This is a genomic window from Nocardiopsis sp. KDC1DS13DA1 (assembly GCF_055632325.1).
This window is the reverse complement of sequence record NZ_JBVMUY010000021.1, coordinates 85,971-109,232: the sequence shown is the minus strand read 5'-3', so window position 1 is coordinate 109,232 and position 23,262 is coordinate 85,971. Positions and strand designations below refer to the sequence as shown.

Sequence of the window (23,262 nt, the reverse complement as noted above, 5' to 3'; positions counted from 1 at the left end):
TCCGGCGAACCGTTAGTGTCACAAGCGTCATTCGCCTTTCCCCTCCTAGGCTGGGAGAACGCTCGGCGCCGGTCGCTTCGCCCGGCAGGAGCCTCGCCTGACCCCCCGCATCCCCCAGACCGTGTCAGAAACCCGTGGAGGTCGACACCATGCGCCTGCTCCGCCGCCGCCCGCTCCTGTTCCTCACCGCCGTCGTGCTCGCCGCCGCGGCCGTGGCGACCCCGGTGGTCCTGGGAACGCTCGGTCTGGTCACCGTGGCCGAGGCGGTGCTGCTGGTCGGGATGCTCCTCCTCGGCGGGCTGGTCTGCGCCCTCGGTCTGGCGCTGTACCGCCTCCACCGCTCCGTGCGTGCGCTTCCGGAGGCCGTGGCGGCGCACACCCGAACCGTGACCGAGGCGTTGGGACGCGACCGCCTGGAGACGGTCCAGGCCATGGACACCGTCCGCGAGCGGGTCGACCGGGTGCGCGAGCACACCCTGCCCAAGGTCTCCAGGGAGATCCGCCACGCGGTCACCGTCCAGGGCCGCAACGACTACGAGCAGCAGGTCGCCTGGACCGAGCTGCGCGAGAAGCTGGACACCGCCGCCTTCATGCCGCCCCTGCGCGGCTGGGCGGCCTCCCCGGACGTGCTGCGCGTGCTCGTCCGCCACATCGACCGGCTCCGCCCCGACCTGGTGGTGGAGTTCGGCAGCGGTGCCTCCAGCGTCTGGCTCGGGTACGCGCTGCGCCGGGCGGGCGGGGGGCGACTCGTGGCGATCGAACATGACGCCCGCTACGCCGAACTCAGCCGCGACCTGGTCGCCGCGCACGGCCTCGACGACATGATCGAGGTCCGCCACGCCCCCCTCACCGAGATCGATCCGGTGGAGTCCACCGTCGGCGACGAGACCGTCGTGACCGCCGACCGCTGGTACCGCCCGTCGGCCCTCGACGGTCTGGAGGGCATCGGTCTGGTCTTCGTCGACGGCCCGCCCCAGGCCACCGGCCGCCAGGCCCGCTACCCGGCCGTGCCGACCGTGCTCCCGCGCTGCACCGAGGAGGCCGTCATCGTCCTGGACGACGCCGACCGCCCCGACGAGCAGGCCATCGGCGACCGCTGGCTCGCCGAGCACCCGGAACTCCGGCGCGTGGAGGAGTACACGGAGAAGGGCGCGCACGTGTTCAGCCGTAAGGCCGTCGACCCGGCCGCCATGTGAGCGCCGCCGTGTGCGCCGCACCGCACCGTCCGCCGGATCAGGCCGCGGCCGGGCACGCCGCCCGCCGACCTCCCCACCCCCCCGACCGTCGCAGTCCGCCGTCCACCCACCCGAGGTCACCGATGATCACCACCGCCCTCCGGAAGGCCCTGAGCGCACGCGGCCGCGAACCCGCCGTGCTGTGCCACACGGGTGCCCACGACACCGCGCGCGCCCCGCTCGCCGGACTGCCGTTAAGGGACACCGACCTGCTCGTGGACCTGGACGAGCACCCGTTCGGTGAACAGGTCCGCGAGGGCGACCCGGAGCAGGAGGTCGGACTCGTCGCGATCGTCGCGGCCACCCCCACTGATCTGCGCAGGGCGGTCACGGTGAGCACGCACCTGCCGCGCGCCGTGCACGTGGTCGTCGCCCTGGTCGCCACGACCGGCCAGCAGGAGCCGCCGATCCCCGCCTCCCCCGGCATGGGCGACTGGCGGGACCTCCAGGAGATGCGGGTCCGCCGGGTCGGACGCCGCGGCTGGTTGTGCGAGCTGTTCTTCCCCAACGCGGTGGAGACCGCCCAGGTCGTCGACGCGGTCATGCACGGCACCCGCGGACGCCGCCGGGGTCCCGCGCTCTCCCCGCTGGCCGTGCTGAACGGACCGCAGGGCGCGCTGTGGCGCCCGGGAGACACCAGGACCAGCGGCGTGACGGAGTCCGGGCCCGTCCCGCTGCGCCGGGTCACCCCCGTCGGCGACGTGGCACTGCGCGTGTCCGACCAGCGCGCCGTGTCCGCACCCGCATGGGAGGACGCGACCGTTCCGGCGCTGGACCGCCCCGTCACCGGACATGACGCGTGGGAGGGCGTCGCCGCTCCGGACGGTCGTGCCAGGGCCCGCGCGATCAACGCGGCGGGCACCGCCCCGGAGGAGACCAGTGTCCACGCCGTCGCCCCCATCGACGAACTCAGCGTCAACCCCGTCGGGTTCACCACCGACGCGCAGGGGTCCTGGGGCGACCTCACCTCCGTCGGCGGGCGCGCGGTCGTCCGCGAGGGGAGGAAGGACCTCGCGGTGGTCGCCCCGGACGGGACGGTCACCGACGTCGACCTCTCCTGCCTGCGGCACCTGCGCGGTGTGCGCGTGGACTGGTCCGGGCACACGGGCCCCAGCGCCGCCGTGCGCGCCGTGGCGTCCCTGGCGGCGGGCGGCGTCCCCCTGGTCAGCGGCCCCGTTCCCGCCTGGGCCGCCGGGCTCGGCCGACCTCTCACCGGCCTCCTCACCAGCGTCGGTGAGGAGGACCTGTCCGACCGGCTCCTGCGCGAGGAGCACAGCGTCCGGCTGCGCCGCACCGCTCTGCGCACCCACGGTCACCACGCGCGCTGGCGCGCCATGGCCGCGCAGGCGGGCGTTCCCCTGCCTCCGGACCCGACCGTGTCGGTGATCCTGTGTACCCGGCGCCCGGAGATGGTCGGGTTCGCGCTCGCGCAGATCGCCCGCCAGCGCGGAGTCGCGGTGGAGGTCGTCCTCACGCTGCACGGCTTTCCGGCGTCGCTGCCCGAGGTGGCGTCGGCCATCGCCGACTTCCGCGCCACCGGCGTCCCGCTCATCGTGCACGAGGCTGACGCCGGCCAGATCTTCGGCAGCGTGCTCAACGACGCCGTCGCCCGGACCTCGGGGGACCTCGTCTCCAAGTGGGACGACGACGACTGGTACGGCCCCGACCACCTGGCCGACCTCGTCCTCGCCCGCACCTACTCCGGCGCCGAACTCGTCGGCTGCGGACAGGACTTCGTCTACCTCCAGGAGGTCGACGTCATGGTCTGGCGCAGCCGCAGGTCCGAGTCGGTCTCCCGGTTCATCGCCGGGGGCACCATCCTCACCGACCGGGCGGTCCTGGAGGAGGCCGGGGGCTTCCGGCCGCTGCCCCGCGCCATCGACACCCAGCTCCTCATCGCCGTCATGCGGGGCGGTGGACGCCTCTACCGCGCCCACGGGCTCGGCTACGTGCTCCGCCGTACCGGTGGCGGACACACCTGGTCCGAGGACATGGCCTTCTTCCTGCACAACTACACGAAGCAGTGGTTCGGCTGGCGCCCGAGCGCCCTTCTGGAGGGCGAGCCCGCCCCTCTCGGCCAGCCCGCCGCCACCGAGTACACGGGGGGACTCCGTTGACCACCCTGGACACCGGCCGAGAGCCGCACGCCGACGCGCCCCGCGAGGGGAAGACACCGCAGCGGGGGGAGGTGGACTTCACCGGGCAGCCGGGACTGACACGCAACGACTACTCCCCGGTCGAGGTGCCGGCCCTGGGGGAGTGGACGCCGACGCTGTCGGTCAGCGTCGTGATCCCCGCCTACGGGCACGCCGACAAGTTGGCACTCGTGCTCGCTTCCCTGGCGGGGCAGAGCTATCCGGCGCACCTGACGGAGGTGGTGGTGGTCGACGACGGTTCTCCGGAGCCGTTGGTCCTGCCGGAGGTGCGTCCGGAGAACACGCGGCTGGTCGCCTCGGCTCCGGGCGGTTGGGGGTCGGCACACGCGGTCAACACCGGTGTGGCCGCGTCCTCCGGGCAGGTCATTCTGCGGCTGGACGCGGACATGCTGGTGTACCGGGAGCACGTGGAGTCGCAGATGCGCTGGCACCACCTGCTGGACTACGGGGTGGCGATGGGGCACAAGCTCTTCGTGGACTTCGACCCCGCCGCCCTGACCCCCGAGCACGTCCTCCGCGAGGTGCGCCAGGGGCGGGCGGACGCGCTGTTCGACCGGGAGGCCGCCGATCCGCACTGGGTGGAACGCATCATCGACGGCAGTAACGGGCTGCGCACCGCCGCCCAGCCCTACAGGGTGTTCACCGGGGCCACGGGGTCGCTGCACCGGAGTCTGTTCGAGGCGGCGGGAGGGATGGACGCGGACCTGGTGCTGGGCGGCGACACCGAGGTCGCCTACCGGGTGTCGCAGCAGGGGGCGGTGTTCGTCCCGGATCTGGACAGCAGCAGCTGGCACCTGGGCCGGTCGCAGATGCAGACCCGCCGCGACGCCGGGATGCGGTACCGGTCACCGTACGTGGCCAACCGGGTCCCCGACTTCCGGCTGCGCCGCAAGCGCCCCGAGCGGGTGTGGGAGGTGCCCTACGTCGACGTGGTCGTGGACGTGGACGGGCAGACCCTGGAGGACGTCGACACCACCGCCTCATCGCTGTTGGCCGGCAGCACCTCCGACATCCGGGTGTGGTTGCGTGGTCCTTGGAGCGAGTTGGGCGACGGCCGGCGGTCGCCGCTGGACGAGGAGCGTCTGGACCTGCGCCTGATCCGGGAGACCTTCCGGGGCGAGCCCCGGGTCAGGTTCACCGAAGGCGAGCCCGAGATCGATTCCCGGGCCACCTTCGTCCTGAGCGTTCCGGTCGGCCCCGAGTTCGCACGGACCGGGCTGGCCGACCTGGTGGAGGTCGCGAACAAGCAGCGCGCGGGGCTGGTGTGCGCGCCCATGCCCGGTGCGACCAAGGCCGAGGACGGGGTGCTGCGGCTGGAGCGCGCCTCCGCCTTCGCCCGGGCCCGCCACCTGGCCCCCGGGACGTCCGGTAGGGAGTTGGACCGGGTCGTCGAGGAGGTCCACGGTACCCACTGGACACCCGGCGAGGAGTTCGTCGTCACCGAGCACGGTGACACGGGACCGGCCTCGCCCGCCGCGCTCCGCAAGGATCTGGACCGCGCTCTGGCCGACGTCGAACGGCTGCGCGCACGTGCCAAGCGGGCCGAGCGCAAGCTGCGCTGGTTCACCCCGGGGCTGACCGGGCGGGTCCTGCGCAAGCTCGCCCGCTGACGCCGCACCCGGTTCCGCCGTACCGCGCTGCACCCGGCCGTCTCCGCTCCGCGCGGAGGCGGCCGGATCCGGGTACGGGAGACCTTTCCGGGTGTTCTGCCCAGGGCGCGACACACACGAGCAACAATGACATAGAGTGACGATCTTGTTACCTTGAGCCTCGTGGTTGACACGCGTCCGGCGGGCCTCCGCCGCGCCATCCGCCGAACACCCGAGGTTGCCCGATGATCCGCTCCCTCATCCGACAGGCCCTACGCGTCCGCGGTGACGAACCCGCTGTGCTGTGCCGTATCGGCCGTGACAACCGGACCCTGGCCGCACTGGGCCGGTTCCGACTGCGCCCCACCGACCGCGTCGTCGACCTGGACGAGCATCCGATGGGCGAACCACTGGAGCCTCCCCGTGACCGGCGCGACGGGGTCGGCGCCGCCCGCCCGGGCGGCGGTGGCCACGGCACCGCCGGTACCGGGGGAGTGGGGCTGGTGGCCGTGGTCGCCGCGAGCTACACCGACCTGCGCCGCGCCGTGACCGCGGCCGTCCAGCTGCCCCGGGCCGCGCACGTCGTGGTGGCGGTGACCGACACCCCCGCCCCGCACCGGCCTCCGGTGCCGCGCGCTCCGGGTCTGGCCGACTGGCACGGACTCCAGGAGCTCCAGGTCGTCCGGGCCGGGCGCACGGGTTGGGCCTGTTCCCTCTTCGCCCCCGACGGGCTCGACGTCGCCACGGTGCTGGCGGGCGCCTTCGACGGGACCGGTGGTCGGCGGTGGGCCGTCCCGCCGCGCCCCGTTGTCGCCCTGCACGGACCGGGGGCCGCACTGTGGCGTCCGGGCGACACCTGGGTCACGGGTGTCTCGGCGACGGGCCCCGTCCCGCTGACACGGGTGACCCCTCGTGCCGACGTCGCCCTGCGGCTGGGTGTGCGGGACGGCTCCGAGGACTGGTCGGACCCGACCGTTCCCGTGGTGGACCGCCCGGCCCCCGGAGCCGGGGTCGCGGCGCGCGGGCGCGACGGCACGCGCCCGCTCACCGTGCGGAGCCCCGACCCGGTCGCGCTGGTGGCCCCCGTCGACGAGCTCACCGTGAACCCCGTCGGCTTCACCCTGGACGCGGGCGGTCCCCTGGGTGAACTGACCCGTGCCGACGGCCGTACCGTCGTCACCGAGGGGCGGGCGGGTCCCGTGATCGTCCCCCCGGACGGGACGGTCACCGACGTCGACCTGTCCCGGCTGCGGCACCTGCGCGGTGTGCGCGTGGACTGGACCGAGCTCGTCGAACGCGACGCGGCCGTCCGCGCGGTGGCCTCCCTGGCCGCGGGAGGGGTTCCGCTGGTCGGCGGCGCCGTTCCGGCCTGGGCCGCCGGACTGGGCGCGTCCCTGGCCGACCTCCTCACCGACGTCGGCGAGGAGGACCTGTCCGACCGCCTGCGCCGTGAGGAGCACAGCGTTCGGCTGCGCCGGACGTCCCTGCGCACCCACGGCGTCCGTGCCCGGTGGCGCGCACTCGCGGAGGCCGAGGGGATACCTGTCCGTCCCGACCCCCGGGTGTCGGTGGTCCTGTGCACGCGCCGTCCGGAGATGGTGGGGTTCGCGCTCGCCCAGGTCGCCCGCCAGCGCGGGGTGGACACCGAGGTCGTGCTCGCGCTGCACGGGTTTCCGGCCGACCTGCCCGAGGTGGCCTCCGCCGTCGCCGACCTGCGCGCGGTGGGCCCGCCGGTGACCGTGTACGAGGCGCAGGAGGACCGGGTCTTCGGCGCGGTCTTCGACGACGCGGTACGCCGCGCGTCCGGTGACCTGGTCGCCAAGTGGGACGACGACGACTGGTACGGCCCCGAACACCTGGCCGACCTCCTTCTGGCGCGGGAGTACGCCAGGGCGGACGTCGTCGCGGTGGGGCCGGAGTTCGTCTACCTCCAGGAGGCCGGCGCGACGCTGCGCCGGGCACGGTCGACCGAGACCGTCACCCGCTCGGTGGCGGGGAGCACCCTCCTGGCCGACCGGGCCCTGCTGGACGACGCGGGCGGGTTCCGGCCCCTGCCCCGTGCGATCGACACACAGATGCTCGTGGCCCTCGAACACGCCGGTGCCCGCGTCTACCGCACGCACGGACTGGGGTTCGTCATCCGGCGGACCGCGGACGGTCACACGTGGGCCGAGGACCTGACGTACTTCCTGGACAAGCAGACCGACCAGTGGTCCGGCTGGCGGCCGAGCGCGCTGTTGGAGGGGGAACCCGAGCCGCTGGGCCTGCGCGGCGGGACCGTGGAGCAGGTGGGGGGACGGCGGTGACCACATCGGACGAAACGCGCCCGGGGCACCCCGTTCCGGGACAGGACGTCGGAACCGGGTGCGAACCCGAGGCGGTCGGGCCCGCTGCGGGAGCCGCGGACCAGCCGTGGCTGAGGCGCAACGACTACTCCCCGGTCGGGGTGCCGGCCCTGGGGGAGTGGACGCCGACGCTGTCGGTCAGCGTCGTGATCCCGGCGCACGGTGGGCCGGAGAAGCTGGCGCTGGTCCTGGCGTCCCTGGCGGGGCAGAGCTATCCGGCGCACCTGACGGAGGTGGTGGTGGTCGACGACGGTTCTCCGGAGCCGTTGGTCCTGCCGGAGGTGCGTCCGGAGAACACGCGGCTGGTCGCCTCGGCTCCGGGCGGTTGGGGGTCGGCGCACGCGGTCAACACCGGTGCGGCGGCCTCGTCCGGGCAGGTCATTCTGCGGCTGGACGCGGACATGCTGGTGTACCGGGAGCACGTGGAGTCGCAGATGCGCTGGCACCACCTGCTGGACTACGGGGTGGTGATGGGGCACAAGCTCTTCGTGGACTTCGACCCCGCCGCCCTGACACCGGGGTACGTGTACGGCGAGGTGCGCGAGGGGCGGGCGGACGCGCTGTTCGACCGGGAGGCCGCCGATCCGCACTGGGTGGAACGCATCATCGACCGCGACGACGGACTGCGCGCCGCGGGCCACGGCTCCTACCGGGTCTTCGTCGGGGCGACGGGGTCGGTGCACCGGAGTCTGTTCGAGGCGGCGGGAGGGATGGACGCGGACCTGGTGCTGGGTGGCGACACCGAGTTGGGTTTCCGCCTGGCACAGCGGGGGGCGGTGTTCGTCCCGGATCCGGACAGCAGCAGCTGGCACCTGGGCCGGTCGCAGATGCAGACCCGCCGCGACGCCGGCCGACGGTTCCGGACACCCCACGTGGCCAACCGGGTCCCCGATCTCCGGGCCCGTCGCGAGTGCCCCGAGCGGGTGTGGGAGGTGCCCTACGTCGACGTGGTCGTGGACGTGGACGGGCAGACCCTGGAGGACGTCGACACCACGGTCTCCGCGCTCCTGGCCGGCACCACCCCCGACATCCGGGTGTGGCTGGTCGGCCCCTGGGGCGAGTTGGGCGACGGCCGGCGGTCGCCGCTGGACGAGGAGCGTCTGGACCTGCGCCTGATCCGGGAGACCTTCCGGGGCGAGCCCCGGGTCCACCGCGTCGCGGAGCCTCCCGGGCCCGATCCGCGGGTGCCCTTCCGGCTGCTGGCTCCGCCGGGCGCGCGCCCGGCGCGGTCCTGTGTCGAACGGCTGACCCGGGCGGCGGACGCCCGGGGTGTCGGGCTGTTGCGCGCCCCCCTGCGGGGCGCGACCCGGCCGGGGGAGGGGGAGCTGCGGTTGGAACGGCAGTGCGCCTTCGCCCGGGCCCGCCACCTGGCTCCGGGAGCGGCCGGCCAACAACTCGACGACGTGGTCGACCGGGTCTACGGCGTCCACTGGGCGGCACCGACCGGGATCCTCGTCGACGGGAACGGCGCCGACACGGACGGGGCGGGCCCGGAGGAGTTGCGCCGCAGCCTGGGCCTGGCCCGGGCCGAGGCCGATCGGCTCCGGGCCAGGGCCAGACGCGCCGAGCGCAGGCTGCGCTGGTTCACCCCGGGACTCGGGCGGCGGATCCTGCGCAGGATCGTGCGCTGACCGCGGGCGCGGCGCCGATCCGGAGACAGGGCGTGTCCACCGCCCGAACGGCGCGCCCGCGGAGGGCTCAGGGAACCCAGAGGCCCAGTGAGTCGGCCACCAGTGCGGGCCGCTCCTCGCCCTCGATCTCCACCGTGTGGGTCATGGTGACGAGCACGCCCTTGGCGTTCTCCCGGATGTCGGACAGGACGACGCCGTCCCGGATCCGCGAACCCGAGGTCACGGGCTGGAGGAAGCGCACCCGGTTCAGCCCGTAGTTGATGGACATGCTGGGCTTTTTCGTCACCGAGACGACCCGCTGGGCGAAGTAGGCGAGCATCGACAGGGACAGGTACCCGTGGGCGATGGTCGCGCCGAACGGACCCGCCGCGGCGCGTTCCCGGTCGACGTGGATCCACTGGTGGTCATCGGTCGCGTCGGCGAACAGGTCGATGCGGTCCTGGTCGATCTCGATCCACTCGGTGTGGCCCAGGTGCTCGCCCTTGGCGGCGGCCACCTCGTTGATGTCGGCGAATACGCGCACGACGCCTCCTGGGTCGGGTCCGGAATCGGGGGGCCGGACGGTCCGCCCACTCTACCTAACGACGTTCGGTTATGGGGTGGCGGCGTCCGACCGGCCGGAGTCCTCCGGTCGCGCGGTGCCGCGCACGCCGCGTCCCTCCCGGCCGCCGACCGGGAGGTCCCGCACTCCGTCGGCGTCCACCAGGACCGTCCGAGCCGTCCGTGCGGCCACCAGCGGGCGGTCCACACCGTGCCCCAGACCGCTCTCCGTCAGCGGTACGGGCAGCACGCCGTCATGCGCCCGGACCGGGGGGACCATCAGGTCACGCCCCCGAGACCCGGCCGGAGGGGTTTCCACCGGCAGCGCGGCCCCGGCCAGCGACGCCAGCGCGACGGTGGCCGCCCGGCCCACACCCGTCACCGCCGACGAGCCGCACCAGACCCGCCAACCGGCGTCCACGGCCCGGTCCACCGCGCGGCGGGCACAGGTCAGACCGCCCAGACGCGACGGATCCACGTTCACCGCGCCCCCGGCCTCCCTCCGGATCGCCGCACCGAGGTCCTCCACCGAGTCCAGTGAGCGGTACAGCGCCACCGGGGTCCGCGCCGTCGCCGCGAAGCGGGCGTGGGCGTCCAGGTCGTCGGGGGCGAAGGGGTCCTCGATCGCCAGCAGGTCCAGTTCGTCCAGTACGCGCAGGGCGTCGAGGTCACCGGGGGACTCGGTGTAGCGTCCGCCCGCGTCCACCTGGAGCACCAGGAACGGGAAGGCGGCCCGCACCGCGTGCACCACGTCGGCGTCCCACCCGGGGCCGACAGGCAGTCTGATCCGGCGGAAACCCGCCCCCACCTGACGGTTCACCTCGGTGACCAGCGACTCCACGGTCGCCTGCCGCGGCAGTGTCACCCCCGCCGTCAACGCGGTGCGCTCGCCGCCCAGGGCGTGCGCCAGGGGGGTCCCCCGCTGGTGGCTCCACAGGTCCCAGCACGCGGTGTCCAGGGCGCCGACCACCGCCGGGTCCCACGGCAGGTCGGCCCAGGCGTCGGCGACCTCGGTCGGACGCAGCCAGTCGTGGGCGAGCAGGGCGGGGGCGAAGGCCGAGACCAGGCTCTCCCACTGCGCGGGGGTCGCGGACGGCACCTCACCCCAGCCGCTGACCCCGTCACCGTCGGCCACGCGCACCAGCACCGGGCCACCGGAGCCGCGTCCTCCGGACGGCGCGCGCAGCCGGACCAGTTCGACTTCGACGATCCTGGTCACGGTCGCCGATCCGGTGTGTGCCACGCTCTCCCACCTCGGTGTCTGGCCCTCCCGCTGGTCCTCGGCCCTGTCATGGCCGGAAACGGGCTGTCGATTCGACGGTACCCGCGGGCGACCGGCCCGACCACCCCGTACGGTGCGGCGAACACCACCCGGACGACCTGGTCGGGGCCGAGACGGGACGGATCCGGAGCTGTGCGGGGGACGACCGGCGCGGCGGCGACGACGTCCGGAACAGGACGGGGCCGACCGCTCCGACGACGTCGCAGCGGTCGGCCCCCGGGTCCGGATCAACCCCGTGGCGGCACCGGGATCAGCCCTGTGCCAGGATCTCGTCCAGTTCGCGGTGCTTGAGCCCGTGCGCCTCGGCCACCGGGGCGTACACGACCTCACCGTCGAAGGTGTTGAGGCCGCCGGCGAGTGCGGAGTCGTCACGCAGAGCCTGACGCCAGCCCTTGTCCGCCAGCGCCACCGTGTAGCGCAGGGTGTCCTTGGTGAGCGCGTGCGTGGAGGTGTTCGGCACCGCGCCGGGCATGTTGGCCACGCAGTAGAACACGGTGTCGTGCACGGTGAAGGTCGGGTCGGCGTGCGTGGTGGGGCGCGAGTCCTCGAAGCAGCCGCCCTGGTCGATCGCGATGTCGACCAGGACCGCCCCCGGACGCATGCGCGAGACCAGCTCGTTGGAGATGAGCTTGGGGGCCTTGGCGCCCGGCACCAGCACGGCGCCGATGACCATGTCCGACTCCAGGACCGACTGCTCCAGCTCGAAGGCGTTGGACACGACGGTCTTGACCTGGCCCCGGTACAGCTCGTCGACGTGCCGCAGCTTGTTGACGTTCAGGTCCAGTACGGTCACGTCCGCACCCATGCCCACGGCGATCTGGGTGGCGTTCAGGCCGGACACGCCCGCGCCGATGACGGTGACGCGCGCCGGGCGCACGCCCGGGACACCGCCCATGAGCACGCCGCGGCCACCGTTGGGACGCTGGAGCGTGACGGAGCCGACCTGCGGGGCCAGGCGGCCCGCGACCTCGGACATCGGGGCCAGCAGCGGCAGCGATCCGTCGGGCAGCTGCACGGTCTCGTAGGCGATGCCGGTGACCTTGCGGTCCAGGAGGGCGTCGGTGCACTCCCGGGACGCGGCCAGGTGCAGGTACGTGAAGAGGGTCTGGCCCTCGCGCATGCGGTGGTACTCGGCCGGGACCGGCTCCTTCACCTTGAGGATCAGGTCGCCGTAGCCCCACACCTCGTCGGCGGTGTCCAGGATGGTGGCACCCGCGGCCTGGTACTCCTCGTTGGTGATGGAGGAGCCCACGCCGGCGTCACGCTCCACGGCCACCTCGTGACCGCGGCGGACCAGCTCGTGGACCCCCGCGGGGGTGATGGCCACTCGGTACTCGTGGTTCTTGATCTCACGGGGCACGCCGATGCGCACGGTTCCTCCAACTGGTATCTCCGTTGATATCCCCACTGTGACCTGCGATGGTACCTCTCCGCTATCGGCAACATGCATGGCCATCAGCGACCTTGTTGACACCGTGTAAGGCCAGAGTGTGGGGTGGGACACGAAGGTGCGCGTGGGAGGGCACACTCAGGCGGTCGGACCGGCCTCAGCGGTGACCCTGCGTCCCCCGACCCACACCGGCCCCACCGCACCGATCAGCTCCCGGCCCGCGTACGGGCCGGGGTCGGCCGGGGGAACGGGGACACGCCGGGTGCTGTCGAATCCGACCAGGTCGGCGTCGAACCCCACCGCGATCCGTCCCTTCCCCGCCAGACCCAGCAGGTCGGCCGGGGCACGCGCCGTCCACCCGGCCAGGTCGGCCAGCCCCAGTCCCCGCCTGGCCGCGGCCGTCCACAGCGCCGACAGGCTCCACTCCAGCGTGTACAGGCCGCGGGCCGGAAGGTGGCCCGAGCCCACGGTGGTGATCTCCGATCCGCCCCCGGCCAGCAGCGCGCTCCACAGCGCCTTGCGGTTGGCGTCCGACCGCAGCGGCGGGCGGCACACGTGCGTGATCGTCTCCGCCCCCGGGGTCTCCGCCGACAGGCACAGGTAGTGCGGACAGGTCTGTGCGGTCAGGCTCACCCCGACCGACCCCGCCGCGGCCAGGAGCGCGGCGCACTCGGCGGCGGTGAAGGGGGCCACGTGCGTGCGTGCCCCGGCCACCCGGGCCGCCGCGATGACCCGCTCCATCCCGCGCCGCTCCGCCCGGGGAGGGCGCTGGTCGGCTGACACCGGGGGCGTTCCCAGCTCCCCGGCGTCCTCGGCGTGCACGAACAGCACCGAGTCCAGGGTCGCGAGCTCGGCCATCGCCTTGCGCAGTTGCGCGTCGTCCAGGGCGGCCAGGTCCGGTGCGCCGCCGTCCGACAGCGAACCGTGGAAGGCCACCACACCCGCGCCGCGCAGATCGGTGAGGTCGAGCGGACCGCTGCCCAGGGTCACCCCGCCCAGGAAGTAGACGTGGACACCGGCCCCCGCGGCCGCGCTCCGGTGGACCTGGAGGGTGTCCGCGCAGGTCACCGGTGGTCGTGCCGGGGCAGGTGCGGCGACCACGCTGGTCACCCCGCCACGCAGGGCGGCCTCGCCCACCGACCGGTAGCACCCGGCCAGGTCACGGCCCGGTTCGTGGACCCCGGTGCCGAGGTCGACCGACCCCGGCAACAGGGCCACCGCTCCCAGGTCGGTGACCTCGCGGGCGGGCATCGGAGCGCCGTAGTCGTCCACGGCCTCGATCCGGCCGTCACGGACACCGACGCTGCGCGGGCCGACCCCCTCGGGTGTGACCACGCACCTGGACCGGACCACGCTGTCGAACTCGGTCATGCTGATCCCTTACGAGCACTCGCGACGAGAGGGTGTGCTGTGGGTCGCGTGCACGACGCGACAGGAGGGAGAGGCGGGAACCACGTGACGGAGGGGCGCCGTTCCGCCGGGGATCCCGAGCGTATCGCGGCGACGCCCGACAGTAGGGGAGAACGCGGATTCCCGGCCGGGGGAACCGGTCCCGCACATGCGCACGAACGGAGAAGGAGCTCACGCCACCCCGGGGCGACATCGGGTAGTCAACGGTTTAACCTGGAGCGCGGTGTTCCCCGTGCGGACCCACCCCGGACAGCCGTGCGGCGGCCGCCACGGCCCGGAGCGCTGACCAGTCCATCCACCAGACCTCGACGACGGAGTGGCGCGTGGCTCCTCCCGCACAGCAGACGACACCGGTCAAGGAGACCGCGGACGCCCCCGGTACCTCGTTCATAGCGCTCCTCGCCGCTCCCGCGGTGATCCTGTGCGTCATCGCCCTGTGCCTGACGCTGGTCCTGGGCGGGGCGGCCTACCCCGAGCTCATCCCGGGGCTGCCGGACGCGGGCCAGGGCGTGCGCTGGGGGCTGCCGCTGGCCAAGCTGGCCCTGGACGCCTCCGGGGTCCTGACCATCGGCCTGCTGCTACTCGCGACGGTTCTGCTGCCCTCCGCCCAGGGGCGGCTGTCCGAACAGGCCCGGTTCTACGTGCGCGGTGCCACCTGGGCCGCGCTGGCGTGGGCCGTCGCCGCCGTGTTCACCATGTACTTCCAGGCGCTGGAGTTCCTCGCGCGCCCCCTCGGCCGGGATCCCTTCGACCGTGTCGTCGACCAGGTCACCGCCTACGCGGGTTCGGTCTCCGGCGGTATCGCCCTGATGGCCGTCATCCTCATCACCACGGGTATCGCGCTGTTCGGCCGCACGGTCACCTCGGCCACGGGCGGTATCTGGCTGTTCGTCGCCGCTCTGGTGGCGGTCACACCGCCGGGACTGACCGGGCACTCCGCCTCCTCCGGGTCGCACGAACTGGCTGTCACGGCGCTGGCCATGCACGTCATCGCGATCTCCGCGTGGGTGGGCGGTCTGGCCGCCGTCACCTACCACGCGATGCGCAGGGACGGGCAGGACACGGTGGTGGCCGTGGCCCGGTTCAGCCGTGTGGCCCTGTGGCTGTACGTCGGCGTGGCGATCAGCGGTATCGGCAGCGCGCTGGCCCGGCTCTACTCCGTCGGCGACATCTTCCTGACCGAGTACGGCCTCATCATGGTCGTCAAGTTCGCCCTGTTCGGCGTTCTCGGGCTGTTCGGCCACCTGCACCGCCGGTTCGCCCTCCGCAAGATCCACGAGGCGCCCGACGGCCCCGAAGGAGCCACCTTCCAACGGTGGATGTTCCTGCTGCTGGCGGGCGTCGAGATCCTCGTCATGGCGACCGTCGTCGGTATCTCCGTCGGCCTGGGGCGGACCGCGCCCCCGCCGCCCCTGGAGAGCGAGGTCGACCCGGCCGCGGCGATCCTCGGATTCCCCGTGCCGCCGCCCATGGACGTGTGGAACGTGCTCACGCTGTGGCGACCGGACCTGTTCTTCATCATGCTGGTCGTCATCGCGGGCGGCCTGTACACGGCGGCCGTGGTCCGACTGCTGCGCCGCGGTGACACGTGGCCGATCGGCCGCGCGGTCTTCTTCGCGCTGGGGCTGCTCAGCATCGTCGCCACCCAGCTGAGCGGTTTCGCCACCTACGCGATGGTGCTGTTCTCCTCGCACATGATCCAGCACATGATGCTGGCCATGCTCGCCCCGATCCTGCTGGTCCTGGGCGGACCGGTCACCCTGGCGCTGCGCGCGCTCAAGCCGGCCCGGCGCAGGGGCGACCGAGGGCCGCGCGAGTGGCTGACGCTCTTCCTCAACAGCAGGTTCTCCACGGTGGTGACGCATCCCGCGTTCGCCGCCCCGATGTTCGTCCTCAGCCCGTACGCGCTCTACTTCACCCCGCTGTTCGGCGCGCTGATGAACGACCACCTCGGTCACATGTTCATGAGCGTCCACTTCCTGCTCACCGGTTTCCTCTTCTACTGGATCATCGCGGGCGTGGACCCGGCGCCCCGGAAGGTGCCCTACCTCCTGCGGTTCCTGTTGCTGCTGCTGGTGATGGGCTTCCACGCCTTCTTCGGTATCGCCATCATGGAGCAGTCCGAGCCCGTCGCGCCGGAGTTCTACGACCAGATCCAGGTCCCGTGGCTGGAGAGCCGGGCCGAGGACCAGTACATGGGCGGCGGCGTGGCCTGGGCACTCGGTGAGATCCCCACGCTGCTGGTGACGATCGCCATGGTCAGGCAGTGGTTCCAGGACGACGAGAAGCAGGAGCGGCGGCGGCAGCGGCACAGCTCGCGCGGTGACTCCGACGACGCCGACATGGACGCCTACAACGCCTACCTCGCCGAGCTCGACCGCCGTTCGCGCGGTGCGGCCGCCCCGACGGGGGGCGTACCGGCCGAGCACGCCGACAGCGAGCCGGGCGAACGGAGCTGACCGGCCCGCGGCCGTCCGGGGGGCGCACCCCCGGAGGGCTCGCGGGCCGGTGCGGGGCTTCTCCCGCCCGCTGGGAACACCGATGGGGGCGCGCCCGTGCGGGCACGCCCCCATCGGCGTCTCGGGGGACGGTCAGACGGTCAGCGCCGCCACCCCCGCCCCCAGCAGACCCAGCGCGACACAGATCACCACCGCCACCGCGACGACCGGCAGCGAGGGACGCAGGGCAGCGAGGCCCCCGGCAGCGCTCGCCGTCCGGCGTCGCGCCGCCAGGGGCAGCAGGACGACGTTCACGGCGCACACCACCGCGGCCACGCAGGCGGCCGTGGCGAACGCCGTCCAGAACCCGGCGCCGCCGGACAGGGCACTGGCGGCGGCGAGCGTCGGCAGCAGCACCAGGAGAACGACCGAGGCGACACCGAAGCCGGTGCGTACCCTGGACGAGGTCGCGTTACCGCTCCCGGCGAGCACGAGGAGAAGACCGATGAGGGCCGCCGTGATGACGGCGCCCCCGATTCCGAACACGGCGATGTTGACCAGCGAATTCACGCTGGTCATTCTCGCACCGCGACGCCGGTGGGCCGACCCGGGGTGGGGGCGCGGTGTTCTACGGGTCCTGCGCTGCGCTTGGGACCGGGTTCGGGCGCCCGGGAGGCGGGTTGCTTCCTTCTCGGCGTCGCCTGTCGCTCGTTCCTCGCTGGGCGGCTCGTCTCGCCCGCCCGTCGCCCGCCACCGCCCTCAACGGACGCCTGCGGCGCAGCCTCATCCATCAGCACCCCGCCGGCGCCCGAACGGTGACCCGCTGGGGCGGCCGTTCCGAGAAACAGGACCCTAGATGTGCTCCACGCGCGAGCCGGACGCGCCCTTGATCACCCGCAGCTGTGTGCCGACCCGTTGTCGCAGGTCAGCGACGTGACTGACCACACCCACCGCGCGGCCCCCGTCGCGCAGCCGGTCGAGCACGTCCAGCACCTCCTCCAGGGTGTCCTCGTCCAGTGTTCCGAAGCCCTCGTCCACGAACAGGGTGTCGATGTCGGTGCCGCCCGCCTCCGCGCTCGCCACGTCCCCGAGCCCCAGTGCGAGCGCCAGCGAACTGAAGAAGGTCTCGCCCCCGGACAGGGTGGCGGGGTCGCGCTCCACGCCGGTCCAGGCGTCCACCACCCGCATGCCCAGGCCGCCCGCCGAACGCGCGCGACCGTCACCGGCCGCCTTGTCCACGGTGTACCGGAGCTCGTACCGGCCGTCCGACATCGTCCGCAGCCGATCGTTGGCGGCCGCCACCACCTGCTCCAACCGCGCGGCCAGGACGTAGGCGGACAGGCGGACACTGTCGGCGTTGTCGGCCGAGGTTCCCGCGGCCAGGGCGCGCATGCCCTCGGCCACGGCGTAGCGGCGCAGTACCGGCGCACACCCCTCCAGCGCCCGGTCGAGCTCCTCGCGCAGGACGGTGAGCCGACGGGCCCTCTCCTCCAGGGTGCTCCGCCAGGCCACCGCGTGGTCCGCGGCGGCCGCGGCGTGCTCGGCGGCGTCGGCCAGCGCCTCCAGGTCGGGTACGGCCGCGGCGCCGGCGGCGACCAGGTCGGGGTCGGCCAGCGCCGCCTCCACCGCGGCCCGGCCGTCGTCGAAGACGCGGGCACGGTCGCGCAGTTCCCCGCGCCGCCGGTCGTCGAGCGCGGACTCCAGGACCCCGGTCTCGTCGGCGAAGCCCGCCTCGGCGCGCTGTCGCTGGGCCTCGGCCACGGCCATGCGCAGTTCCTCGGCGGCCCGGTCGCGGTCCTGGACCGCGTCGGCGGCGGCACGGAGCAGGTCCGCCTCCTCGGTCAGCCGGAAGATCCGCTGTCCGATGCCGGGGTCGTCGCCCCGCGCCCCGTCCAGCAGCTCCGTCAACCGGGTGTGCTCGGCGGCGGCGTTGGCGCGGTCGGTCTCGACCCGGGTCTCCAGACGGGTGAGTTCGCCCTCCTCGGCACGGGCCCGGTCCAGGTCGGCGGTGAGCTGGTCCAGTGTCTCCTCCAACCGCCGGGCCTCCGCGGCCGCGGCGCGCGCCTCCTCCAGGGAGCGGGTGCGGGCGGCCAGCTCCTCCCGGGCGGAGGAGGGTGTGCGCCCCTCGGCGCGCTCCAGCGCCGCGTCCCGGCGCTCACGCAGGGCCGTCGCGTGGGCCCGGGCCTCCGACCGGCGGGCGTCGGCGGCACCCGCCGCGGACTGGGCGGCCTTCTCCTCCTCGGCCGACACCAGGCCCTCCTCGGCGGGGCGTGCCGGTGCGGGGTGGTCGAGCGAACCGCAGACCGCGCACGGTTCCCCCTCGGCGAGCTTGCCCGCCAGCTCGGCGGCCATGTGGGTGATCCGGCGTTCACGCAGGCCGAGCGCGTGGTCGTGCGCGTTCTGCGCGGCGTCGACGGTGGCACGGTGGCGGTCCTCGGCCGCGGTGAGCTCCCGGCCCAGCCGTTGGTGCTGACCGGCGGCCTCCAGCCGGCGCTGCGCCGCCTCCAGCGCTGTCCGGGCCGCCTCGACCTGACCCGCCTGGTCGCGGACCTGGCGCAGCTCACCGGTCACCTTCTCGACCTGCGGCGGCAGCGACACGATCCGCTCCCGGACGCGCTCGATCTCGGCCCGGACCCCGCCGAGGCGTCCGGTGCACCTGGTGACCTGGTACCCCAGGGACTCGCGGCGCTCGGCGTCGCCCCGCAGCAGCTCCAGACGGGCGAGTTCGTCGCGGCGGTCGCGTTCGGCCCCCGACAGGACCGTCAGCGAGCGCTCCGCGTCCGTTCCCGCGGCGGCCGCCTCCCCGACGTCGGGCAGGGCGCGGACCAGGGAGGAGCGTTCGGCGACGGTGAGCTCGGCCTTGTCGAGCTCGGTGCGGCGGTGGTCGCGGGCCCGCAGGAAGGGCAGCACCGTCTCGGCGCGCTCGGCGGCGGCCAACCGGGTGTCGATCCCCGCCCGTTCCTCGGCGCCCCGGGCGAGCTCGTCCCGGCGCAGCAGGGCGGCGGCCCACCGGTCCTGCCGAGCCCTGGTCTGGCGTCCCCCGGTCAGCGCGGCCTGGGCCGCGTCGCGGGCCCGGGTGGCCTCCGCCGCCACGCGGGCGGCGTCCCGGGACGTCGCGGCCGTGACGGTGGCGAGCTCGGCCGCCCACGCCGACAGCTCCTCCGGCAGGTCGGGCGGGGCGGACCGGCCGGCCTCACCGATCCGCCCGGCCACCGAGCGCACGCGTTCGTTGGCCGACTCCACCTCCAGCCGGAGGCGGTTGGCGTGTCCCCTGAACCACTCCTCCACGTCCCGGAAGACACGGGTGTTGAAGATGCGCTCCAGCGATTCGCGGCGTTCCTCGGCCCTGGCGCGCAGGAACCGCGCGAAGTCGCCCTGGGGCAGCATGGCGACCTGGCAGAACTGGTCGAGGGTCAGGCCCAGGAGGTCACCGACGAACTGTCCGGCCTCGTCCGGGCGGGTGGTCACGCCCTCCCAGCGGCCGTCCACGTGCTCGGTCACCACGACCTTGGCGTTCTCCGTCCGGGTGCCCGAGCCACGTTTCTTGGGACGTTCCCAACGGGGGCGGCGTTCGATCCGGACGCGTCTGCCGCGGACGGTGCACTCCAGGGTGACCTCGGGAACGCGGTCGAGCGGCGCGTGGTCGCTCTTGGGTGAGCGGTCGTCGCGGCGGGCTCCCGGAACCCTTCCGTACAGCGCGAAGCAGACGGCGTCCAGGACGGAGGTCTTGCCCGCGCCGGTGGGGCCGTGGATGAGGAAGAGGCCGCCCGCGCTGAGGCGGTCGAAGTCGACGCGCTCGGTGTCGGCGAAGGGGCCGAACGCCCGGACGGTGAGTGTGTGCAGCCGCATCAGAGCGTGCCCTCCTGGATCCGGACCTGTTCGACCGCGGCCTGCACGAGTGCGGCCTCCTCGGCGGTGACGGGGGCGCCGCGGGCCCACTCCACGAAGTCGGCGACGACCTCGCGTTCACTCCGGTCGGCGACGGGGGCGGCGACCGGGCGGTTCTCCGGCGCGGCGCCCTCGGGGGCGAACTCCAGCAGCAGGGTGTGCGGGAAGCGTTCGCGCAACCGGTCCATGGGGTGGGCGGGTCGGCGCGGGTCGGTGAGGGTGACCTGGAGCCAGTGCCCGGTGTACGGGTCCCATTCGGGCCTGGTCAGCAGGTTCTCGATGTGCCCTCGGATCCGGGCGAGCGGGCGGGGGACGGGGGCGGCGACGAACGCGGCGCCGGCCAGGCCGTCGGCGTCCAGGTCCACCAGCCAGCAGCCCTTGACGTGGTGCTCCTCGGAGAAGGAGTAGGCGAGCGGGCTGCCCGAGTAGCGCACCGACGGGGTGATGGTCTGGCGGCCGTGCAGGTGGCCCAGGGCGACGTAGTCGACGCCGTCGTAGACCGACGCGGGGACGTGGGCGGCGCCGCCCACGGCGATGTCGCGTTCGCTGTCGGAGGGCTCGCCGCCGGTGACGAAGGCGTGCGAGAGGACGACCGAACGGGTGCCCGGCCGCTCCGCGAGGTCGGCGCGGACCAGGTCCATGGCGTGGCCGATCGCCGCGGGGTGGCCGCGTTCGGGCAGGTTCCAGTGGTGCCGGGCGATCTCCGGCTCCAGGTAGGGGATGCCGTAGAAGGCCACGGGGCCGTGGTCGTCGTCGATCACCACGGGGGTCCCGACACCGTCCAGGGAGCTGCGCAGGTGGATGCCGGAGGCGTCGATGAGGTCCGTGGCGAAGGACATCCGGGCCATGGAGTCGTGGTTGCCGCTGATGAGGACCGCGCGTGCCCCGGTGGCGCGGATCCGGCTGAGCGCCCGGTCGAACAGACGGACGGCGTCCACCGGGGGGAGCGCGCGGTCGTAGAGGTCGCCGGCGACCACGACGACGTCGACGCCGTGGGTCCGGACGGTGTCGACGAGATGGTCGAGGAAGGCCGACTGGGCGTCGATGAGGTTCTCCCGGTGGAAGGAACGGCCCAGGTGCCAGTCCGAGGTGTGCAGCAGGCGCATGGCACTGGACGATACCGAAGGTCGCGCCGTGTCCGCCGGGAGTCCGGTCGACCTGTGGACGCTCCGCCGGGTCGGTGCGGTCAGTGCTTCCTGGCGAGGGTGAGTCCGTCGCCGATGGGCAGCAGGACCTGGGTGACGCGGCTGTCGGCCACGAGGTGGTCGTTGAAGTCGCGGATCCCCCGGACTGCCGCGTCGGTGTTGTCGGGGTCGACGACGCGGCCGTGGGAGAGCGTGTTGTCGGCGAGGAGGAGGCTGCCGGGGCGCATGCGCGGCACGAGCTCCTCCCAGTAGCCGACGTACCCGGGCTTGTCCGCGTCGATGAAGGCCAGGTCGAACCGCGCCTCCTCGGGCAGGGCGCGCAGGGTCTCCAACGCCGGTCCGAGCGTGAGGGTGATCCGGTCGGCGACCCCGGCCCGCGCCCAGTAGCGGCGGGCCACCGACGTCCACTCCTCGCTGACGTCGCAGGCCAGGAGGGTGCCGTCGGCGGGGATGCCCCGGGCCAGGCAGAGGGAGGAGTAGCCGGTGAAGGTCCCGACCTCCACGATGTCGCGGGCGCCGGTCGCCTGGGCGAGGAGGGTCATGAACGTGCCCTGCTCGGGGCCGATCTGCATGCCCGTGAACTCGGGGAAGCGGCGTTCGGTCTCCTCGACCAGGTCGGCGAGGACGTCGTCGACCGGGGCGCTGTGGGCGACGAGGTAGGAGTGCAGTTCCGGGGTGATGGTCTCCGTGGTTCGAGTCACGGGGGCCACCCTAGCCCGCTCCCGCTCCACGCGCCCGGCTCGCCCGGGGCGCGCGGTCGGGTCAGTAGGCGGGCAGCAGTTCGGGCCAGTCGAAGAGGTAGATCGAGTAGATGATCACGCCGACGGTCAGCAGGGGCATGACGACCTTCTGCTCCACGGGTCCGTTGGTGACGAACCCCTGGTCCTGGCCGATCCGCTTCTTGGTGAACGGCCAGAAGAGCGGCACGCCCATCTTGGTGATCATGTCGCCGAGGAAGTGCAGCACGCACCCGAAGGCCACCGCCAGCCCCAGCCACGTGTAGTTCACGCCCGACGCGAACAGCGCGAGGGTGATCGCCGCCGTTCCCAGGGCGTTGATCACCCCGGACGCGGCCCGGTTCTTGTCCAGGCCGAAACCCAGTCCCTGGAGGGCGATTCCGACCAGCAGGAACACGAACACCTGCACGGCCAGTTCGGACCACAGGGCCAGCAGCTGCACCAGGATGCCCATGAGAGCCGCGAAGAGGAACGAGTGGGTGCCCATCCGGTGCCCCCCGAACGCCCACGCGAGGATCCCGCTCATGGACTCGGTGACCTTCCCGTAGGTCTTGGTCACCGTGGCACTCCTGTGGTCCAGGTCGGGCAGCAGCGCCGCCCCCGCGCACACCAGAGAACCGGCGATGATCTCTCCCGGGCCCAGCTCGAAGCTGAGTCCGAGGAATTCCCTGCCCTGGACCAGCGGAACGACCGCCATCCAACCGACCACGCCGCTCATGGCGTGTGAGTGCCCCATCATGGCGGGAACCGTAGCGGAGTGGGTGCATCCGCCGCGAATCGGGGGAGAGGTTCCGGGCCGCCGCATCCGGCACGCGAGCCTCGCAGCCCCCGGGGGTTGCGCCTCTTCCGTACCGATCGTGTCCCGGCATCCACACCTCACCCCGGAGGTGATTGACGCTCGTCGCTCCAGGTTGGTAAACAACCAACATCCCCCAGGCGGCGTACCACCGAGCCCACGATCCCGACAGGTGCCGACCTGACGGGTTCCCCGCCTCAGCCGAGGGCCCTGCGGACCGCACGGCTGAGGGCCGCCGTCACCAGCGCCAGTCATCACCGATGAGGAGGTGAGCCCGATGGCCGCGTTCCGCGCGGGACACAGGATCCACCGGGCGGTGCTTCCTCGGCGGCCCGCTGCGCGACTCCCGGCGGCGGACACCCCCGGGAACGGGGGCGGAACGGGCCGGGCCCACCCCGCCCCGCGTGCGGACCCGGGCGCGGAACACGCGCCGGGGCGGATCATCGGTGCGTCACCCGGTACCGGTGGCCTCACCCCCGGGCGCTCCGGGGCCGGGGAGGGGAGCCGTGCGGCCCGCACCCCCATCCGGACGGCCCCCGCTGCCGTGTCCGTCCCGGACGGGTACGGCGCACCGTCACACCCCTGCCGTCCCGCGCGGGCGCCGCGGCGGCTCCCGGGCGAAGGACTGGCCGCCCGTGTCGGCACGGGCGGCCGCGCCCAGTGGAACCGTGCCCGCGACC

Annotated in this window: 15 protein-coding genes; 6 read left to right on the top strand and 9 right to left on the bottom strand. The window is 73.6% G+C overall.

Annotated elements, in window-relative coordinates; genetic code table 11:
- Positions 1-149 precede the first annotated feature (149 nt).
- The 5 genes from ACTVAJ_RS14305 to ACTVAJ_RS14285 all read left to right on the top strand — a co-directional run bounded on the left by ACTVAJ_RS14305 (position 150) and on the right by ACTVAJ_RS14285 (position 8,956).
- Positions 150-1,196 (top strand): O-methyltransferase, encoded by a 1,047-nt coding sequence (locus tag ACTVAJ_RS14305; protein WP_470388769.1) that lies wholly within the window; start codon positions 150-152, stop codon positions 1,194-1,196.
- A 122-nt stretch (positions 1,197-1,318) separates the two neighbouring features.
- Positions 1,319-3,352 carry a glycosyl transferase family 2 gene (locus ACTVAJ_RS14300; protein WP_470388624.1) on the top strand — a complete coding sequence of 678 codons (2,034 nt, stop codon included), beginning with the start codon at positions 1,319-1,321 and terminating at the stop codon, positions 3,350-3,352.
- Positions 3,349-5,001, top strand: a complete 1,653-nt coding sequence (locus ACTVAJ_RS14295) for a glycosyltransferase family 2 protein (RefSeq protein WP_470388623.1) — start codon at positions 3,349-3,351, stop codon at positions 4,999-5,001. The genes ACTVAJ_RS14300 and ACTVAJ_RS14295 overlap by 4 nt, the downstream gene beginning before the upstream one ends.
- A gap of 224 nt (positions 5,002-5,225) precedes the next feature.
- Positions 5,226-7,286 carry a glycosyltransferase gene (locus ACTVAJ_RS14290; RefSeq protein WP_470388622.1) on the top strand — a complete coding sequence of 687 codons (2,061 nt, stop codon included), beginning with the start codon at positions 5,226-5,228 and terminating at the stop codon, positions 7,284-7,286.
- Positions 7,283-8,956, top strand: coding sequence for a glycosyltransferase family 2 protein (locus ACTVAJ_RS14285; RefSeq protein WP_470388621.1), 1,674 nt, complete (start codon positions 7,283-7,285; stop codon positions 8,954-8,956). The genes ACTVAJ_RS14290 and ACTVAJ_RS14285 overlap by 4 nt, the downstream gene beginning before the upstream one ends.
- Positions 8,957-9,023: 67 nt before the next feature.
- On the opposite strand, the gene ACTVAJ_RS14280 is transcribed toward ACTVAJ_RS14285, so the two are convergent.
- From ACTVAJ_RS14280 to ACTVAJ_RS14265, 4 genes are all read right to left on the bottom strand, one after another.
- Positions 9,024-9,479 (bottom strand): MaoC family dehydratase, encoded by a 456-nt coding sequence (locus ACTVAJ_RS14280; protein WP_470388620.1) that lies wholly within the window; start codon positions 9,477-9,479, stop codon positions 9,024-9,026.
- 69 nt (positions 9,480-9,548) lie between these two features.
- A complete protein-coding gene (locus tag ACTVAJ_RS14275; protein ID WP_470388619.1) occupies positions 9,549-10,739 on the bottom strand; it encodes an enolase C-terminal domain-like protein in 1,191 nt (396 codons plus the stop codon).
- Positions 10,740-11,028: 289 nt separating this feature from the next.
- Positions 11,029-12,150 (bottom strand): alanine dehydrogenase, encoded by a 1,122-nt coding sequence (gene ald / locus ACTVAJ_RS14270; protein WP_470388618.1) that lies wholly within the window; start codon positions 12,148-12,150, stop codon positions 11,029-11,031.
- A 156-nt stretch (positions 12,151-12,306) separates the two neighbouring features.
- Complete coding sequence (locus tag ACTVAJ_RS14265) at positions 12,307-13,539, bottom strand: amidohydrolase family protein (protein WP_470388617.1); 1,233 nt, start codon at positions 13,537-13,539, stop codon at positions 12,307-12,309.
- Positions 13,540-13,901: 362 nt separating this feature from the next.
- On the opposite strand from ACTVAJ_RS14265, the gene ACTVAJ_RS14260 reads away from it, so the two are divergent.
- Entirely contained in the window at positions 13,902-16,037 is a 2,136-nt protein-coding gene (locus tag ACTVAJ_RS14260; protein ID WP_470388616.1) for a bifunctional copper resistance protein CopD/cytochrome c oxidase assembly protein, read from the top strand.
- Between the two features lie 132 nt (positions 16,038-16,169).
- Here ACTVAJ_RS14260 and ACTVAJ_RS14255 read toward each other — a convergent pair whose 3' ends face one another.
- From ACTVAJ_RS14255 to ACTVAJ_RS14235, 5 genes are all read right to left on the bottom strand, one after another.
- Positions 16,170-16,595, bottom strand: coding sequence for a hypothetical protein (locus ACTVAJ_RS14255; protein WP_470388615.1), 426 nt, complete (start codon positions 16,593-16,595; stop codon positions 16,170-16,172).
- A 273-nt stretch (positions 16,596-16,868) separates the two neighbouring features.
- Positions 16,869-19,865, bottom strand: coding sequence for an AAA family ATPase (locus ACTVAJ_RS14250; RefSeq protein WP_470388614.1), 2,997 nt, complete (start codon positions 19,863-19,865; stop codon positions 16,869-16,871).
- On the bottom strand, positions 19,865-21,010 hold the full coding sequence (locus tag ACTVAJ_RS14245) for an exonuclease SbcCD subunit D (RefSeq protein ID WP_470388613.1): 1,146 nt from the start codon (positions 21,008-21,010) through the stop codon (positions 19,865-19,867). The genes ACTVAJ_RS14250 and ACTVAJ_RS14245 overlap by 1 nt, the downstream gene beginning before the upstream one ends.
- Positions 21,011-21,090: 80 nt before the next feature.
- On the bottom strand, positions 21,091-21,750 hold the full coding sequence (locus ACTVAJ_RS14240) for an O-methyltransferase (RefSeq protein ID WP_470388612.1): 660 nt from the start codon (positions 21,748-21,750) through the stop codon (positions 21,091-21,093).
- Between the two features lie 61 nt (positions 21,751-21,811).
- Positions 21,812-22,525, bottom strand: coding sequence for a metal-dependent hydrolase (locus tag ACTVAJ_RS14235; protein WP_470388611.1), 714 nt, complete (start codon positions 22,523-22,525; stop codon positions 21,812-21,814).
- Positions 22,526-23,262 lie beyond the last annotated feature (737 nt).

Coding starts and splice junctions, on each gene's coding strand:
- ACTVAJ_RS14305 (WP_470388769.1), top strand. CDS start 150: ATGCGCCTGCTCCGCCGCCGCCCGCTCCTGTTCCTCACCGCCGTCGTG.
- ACTVAJ_RS14235 (WP_470388611.1), bottom strand. CDS start 22,525: ATGATGGGGCACTCACACGCCATGAGCGGCGTGGTCGGTTGGATGGCG.
- ACTVAJ_RS14255 (WP_470388615.1), bottom strand. CDS start 16,595: ATGACCAGCGTGAATTCGCTGGTCAACATCGCCGTGTTCGGAATCGGG.
- ACTVAJ_RS14290 (WP_470388622.1), top strand. CDS start 5,226: ATGATCCGCTCCCTCATCCGACAGGCCCTACGCGTCCGCGGTGACGAA.
- ACTVAJ_RS14300 (WP_470388624.1), top strand. CDS start 1,319: ATGATCACCACCGCCCTCCGGAAGGCCCTGAGCGCACGCGGCCGCGAA.
- ACTVAJ_RS14265 (WP_470388617.1), bottom strand. CDS start 13,539: ATGACCGAGTTCGACAGCGTGGTCCGGTCCAGGTGCGTGGTCACACCC.
- ACTVAJ_RS14245 (WP_470388613.1), bottom strand. CDS start 21,010: ATGCGCCTGCTGCACACCTCGGACTGGCACCTGGGCCGTTCCTTCCAC.
- ACTVAJ_RS14250 (WP_470388614.1), bottom strand. CDS start 19,865: ATGCGGCTGCACACACTCACCGTCCGGGCGTTCGGCCCCTTCGCCGAC.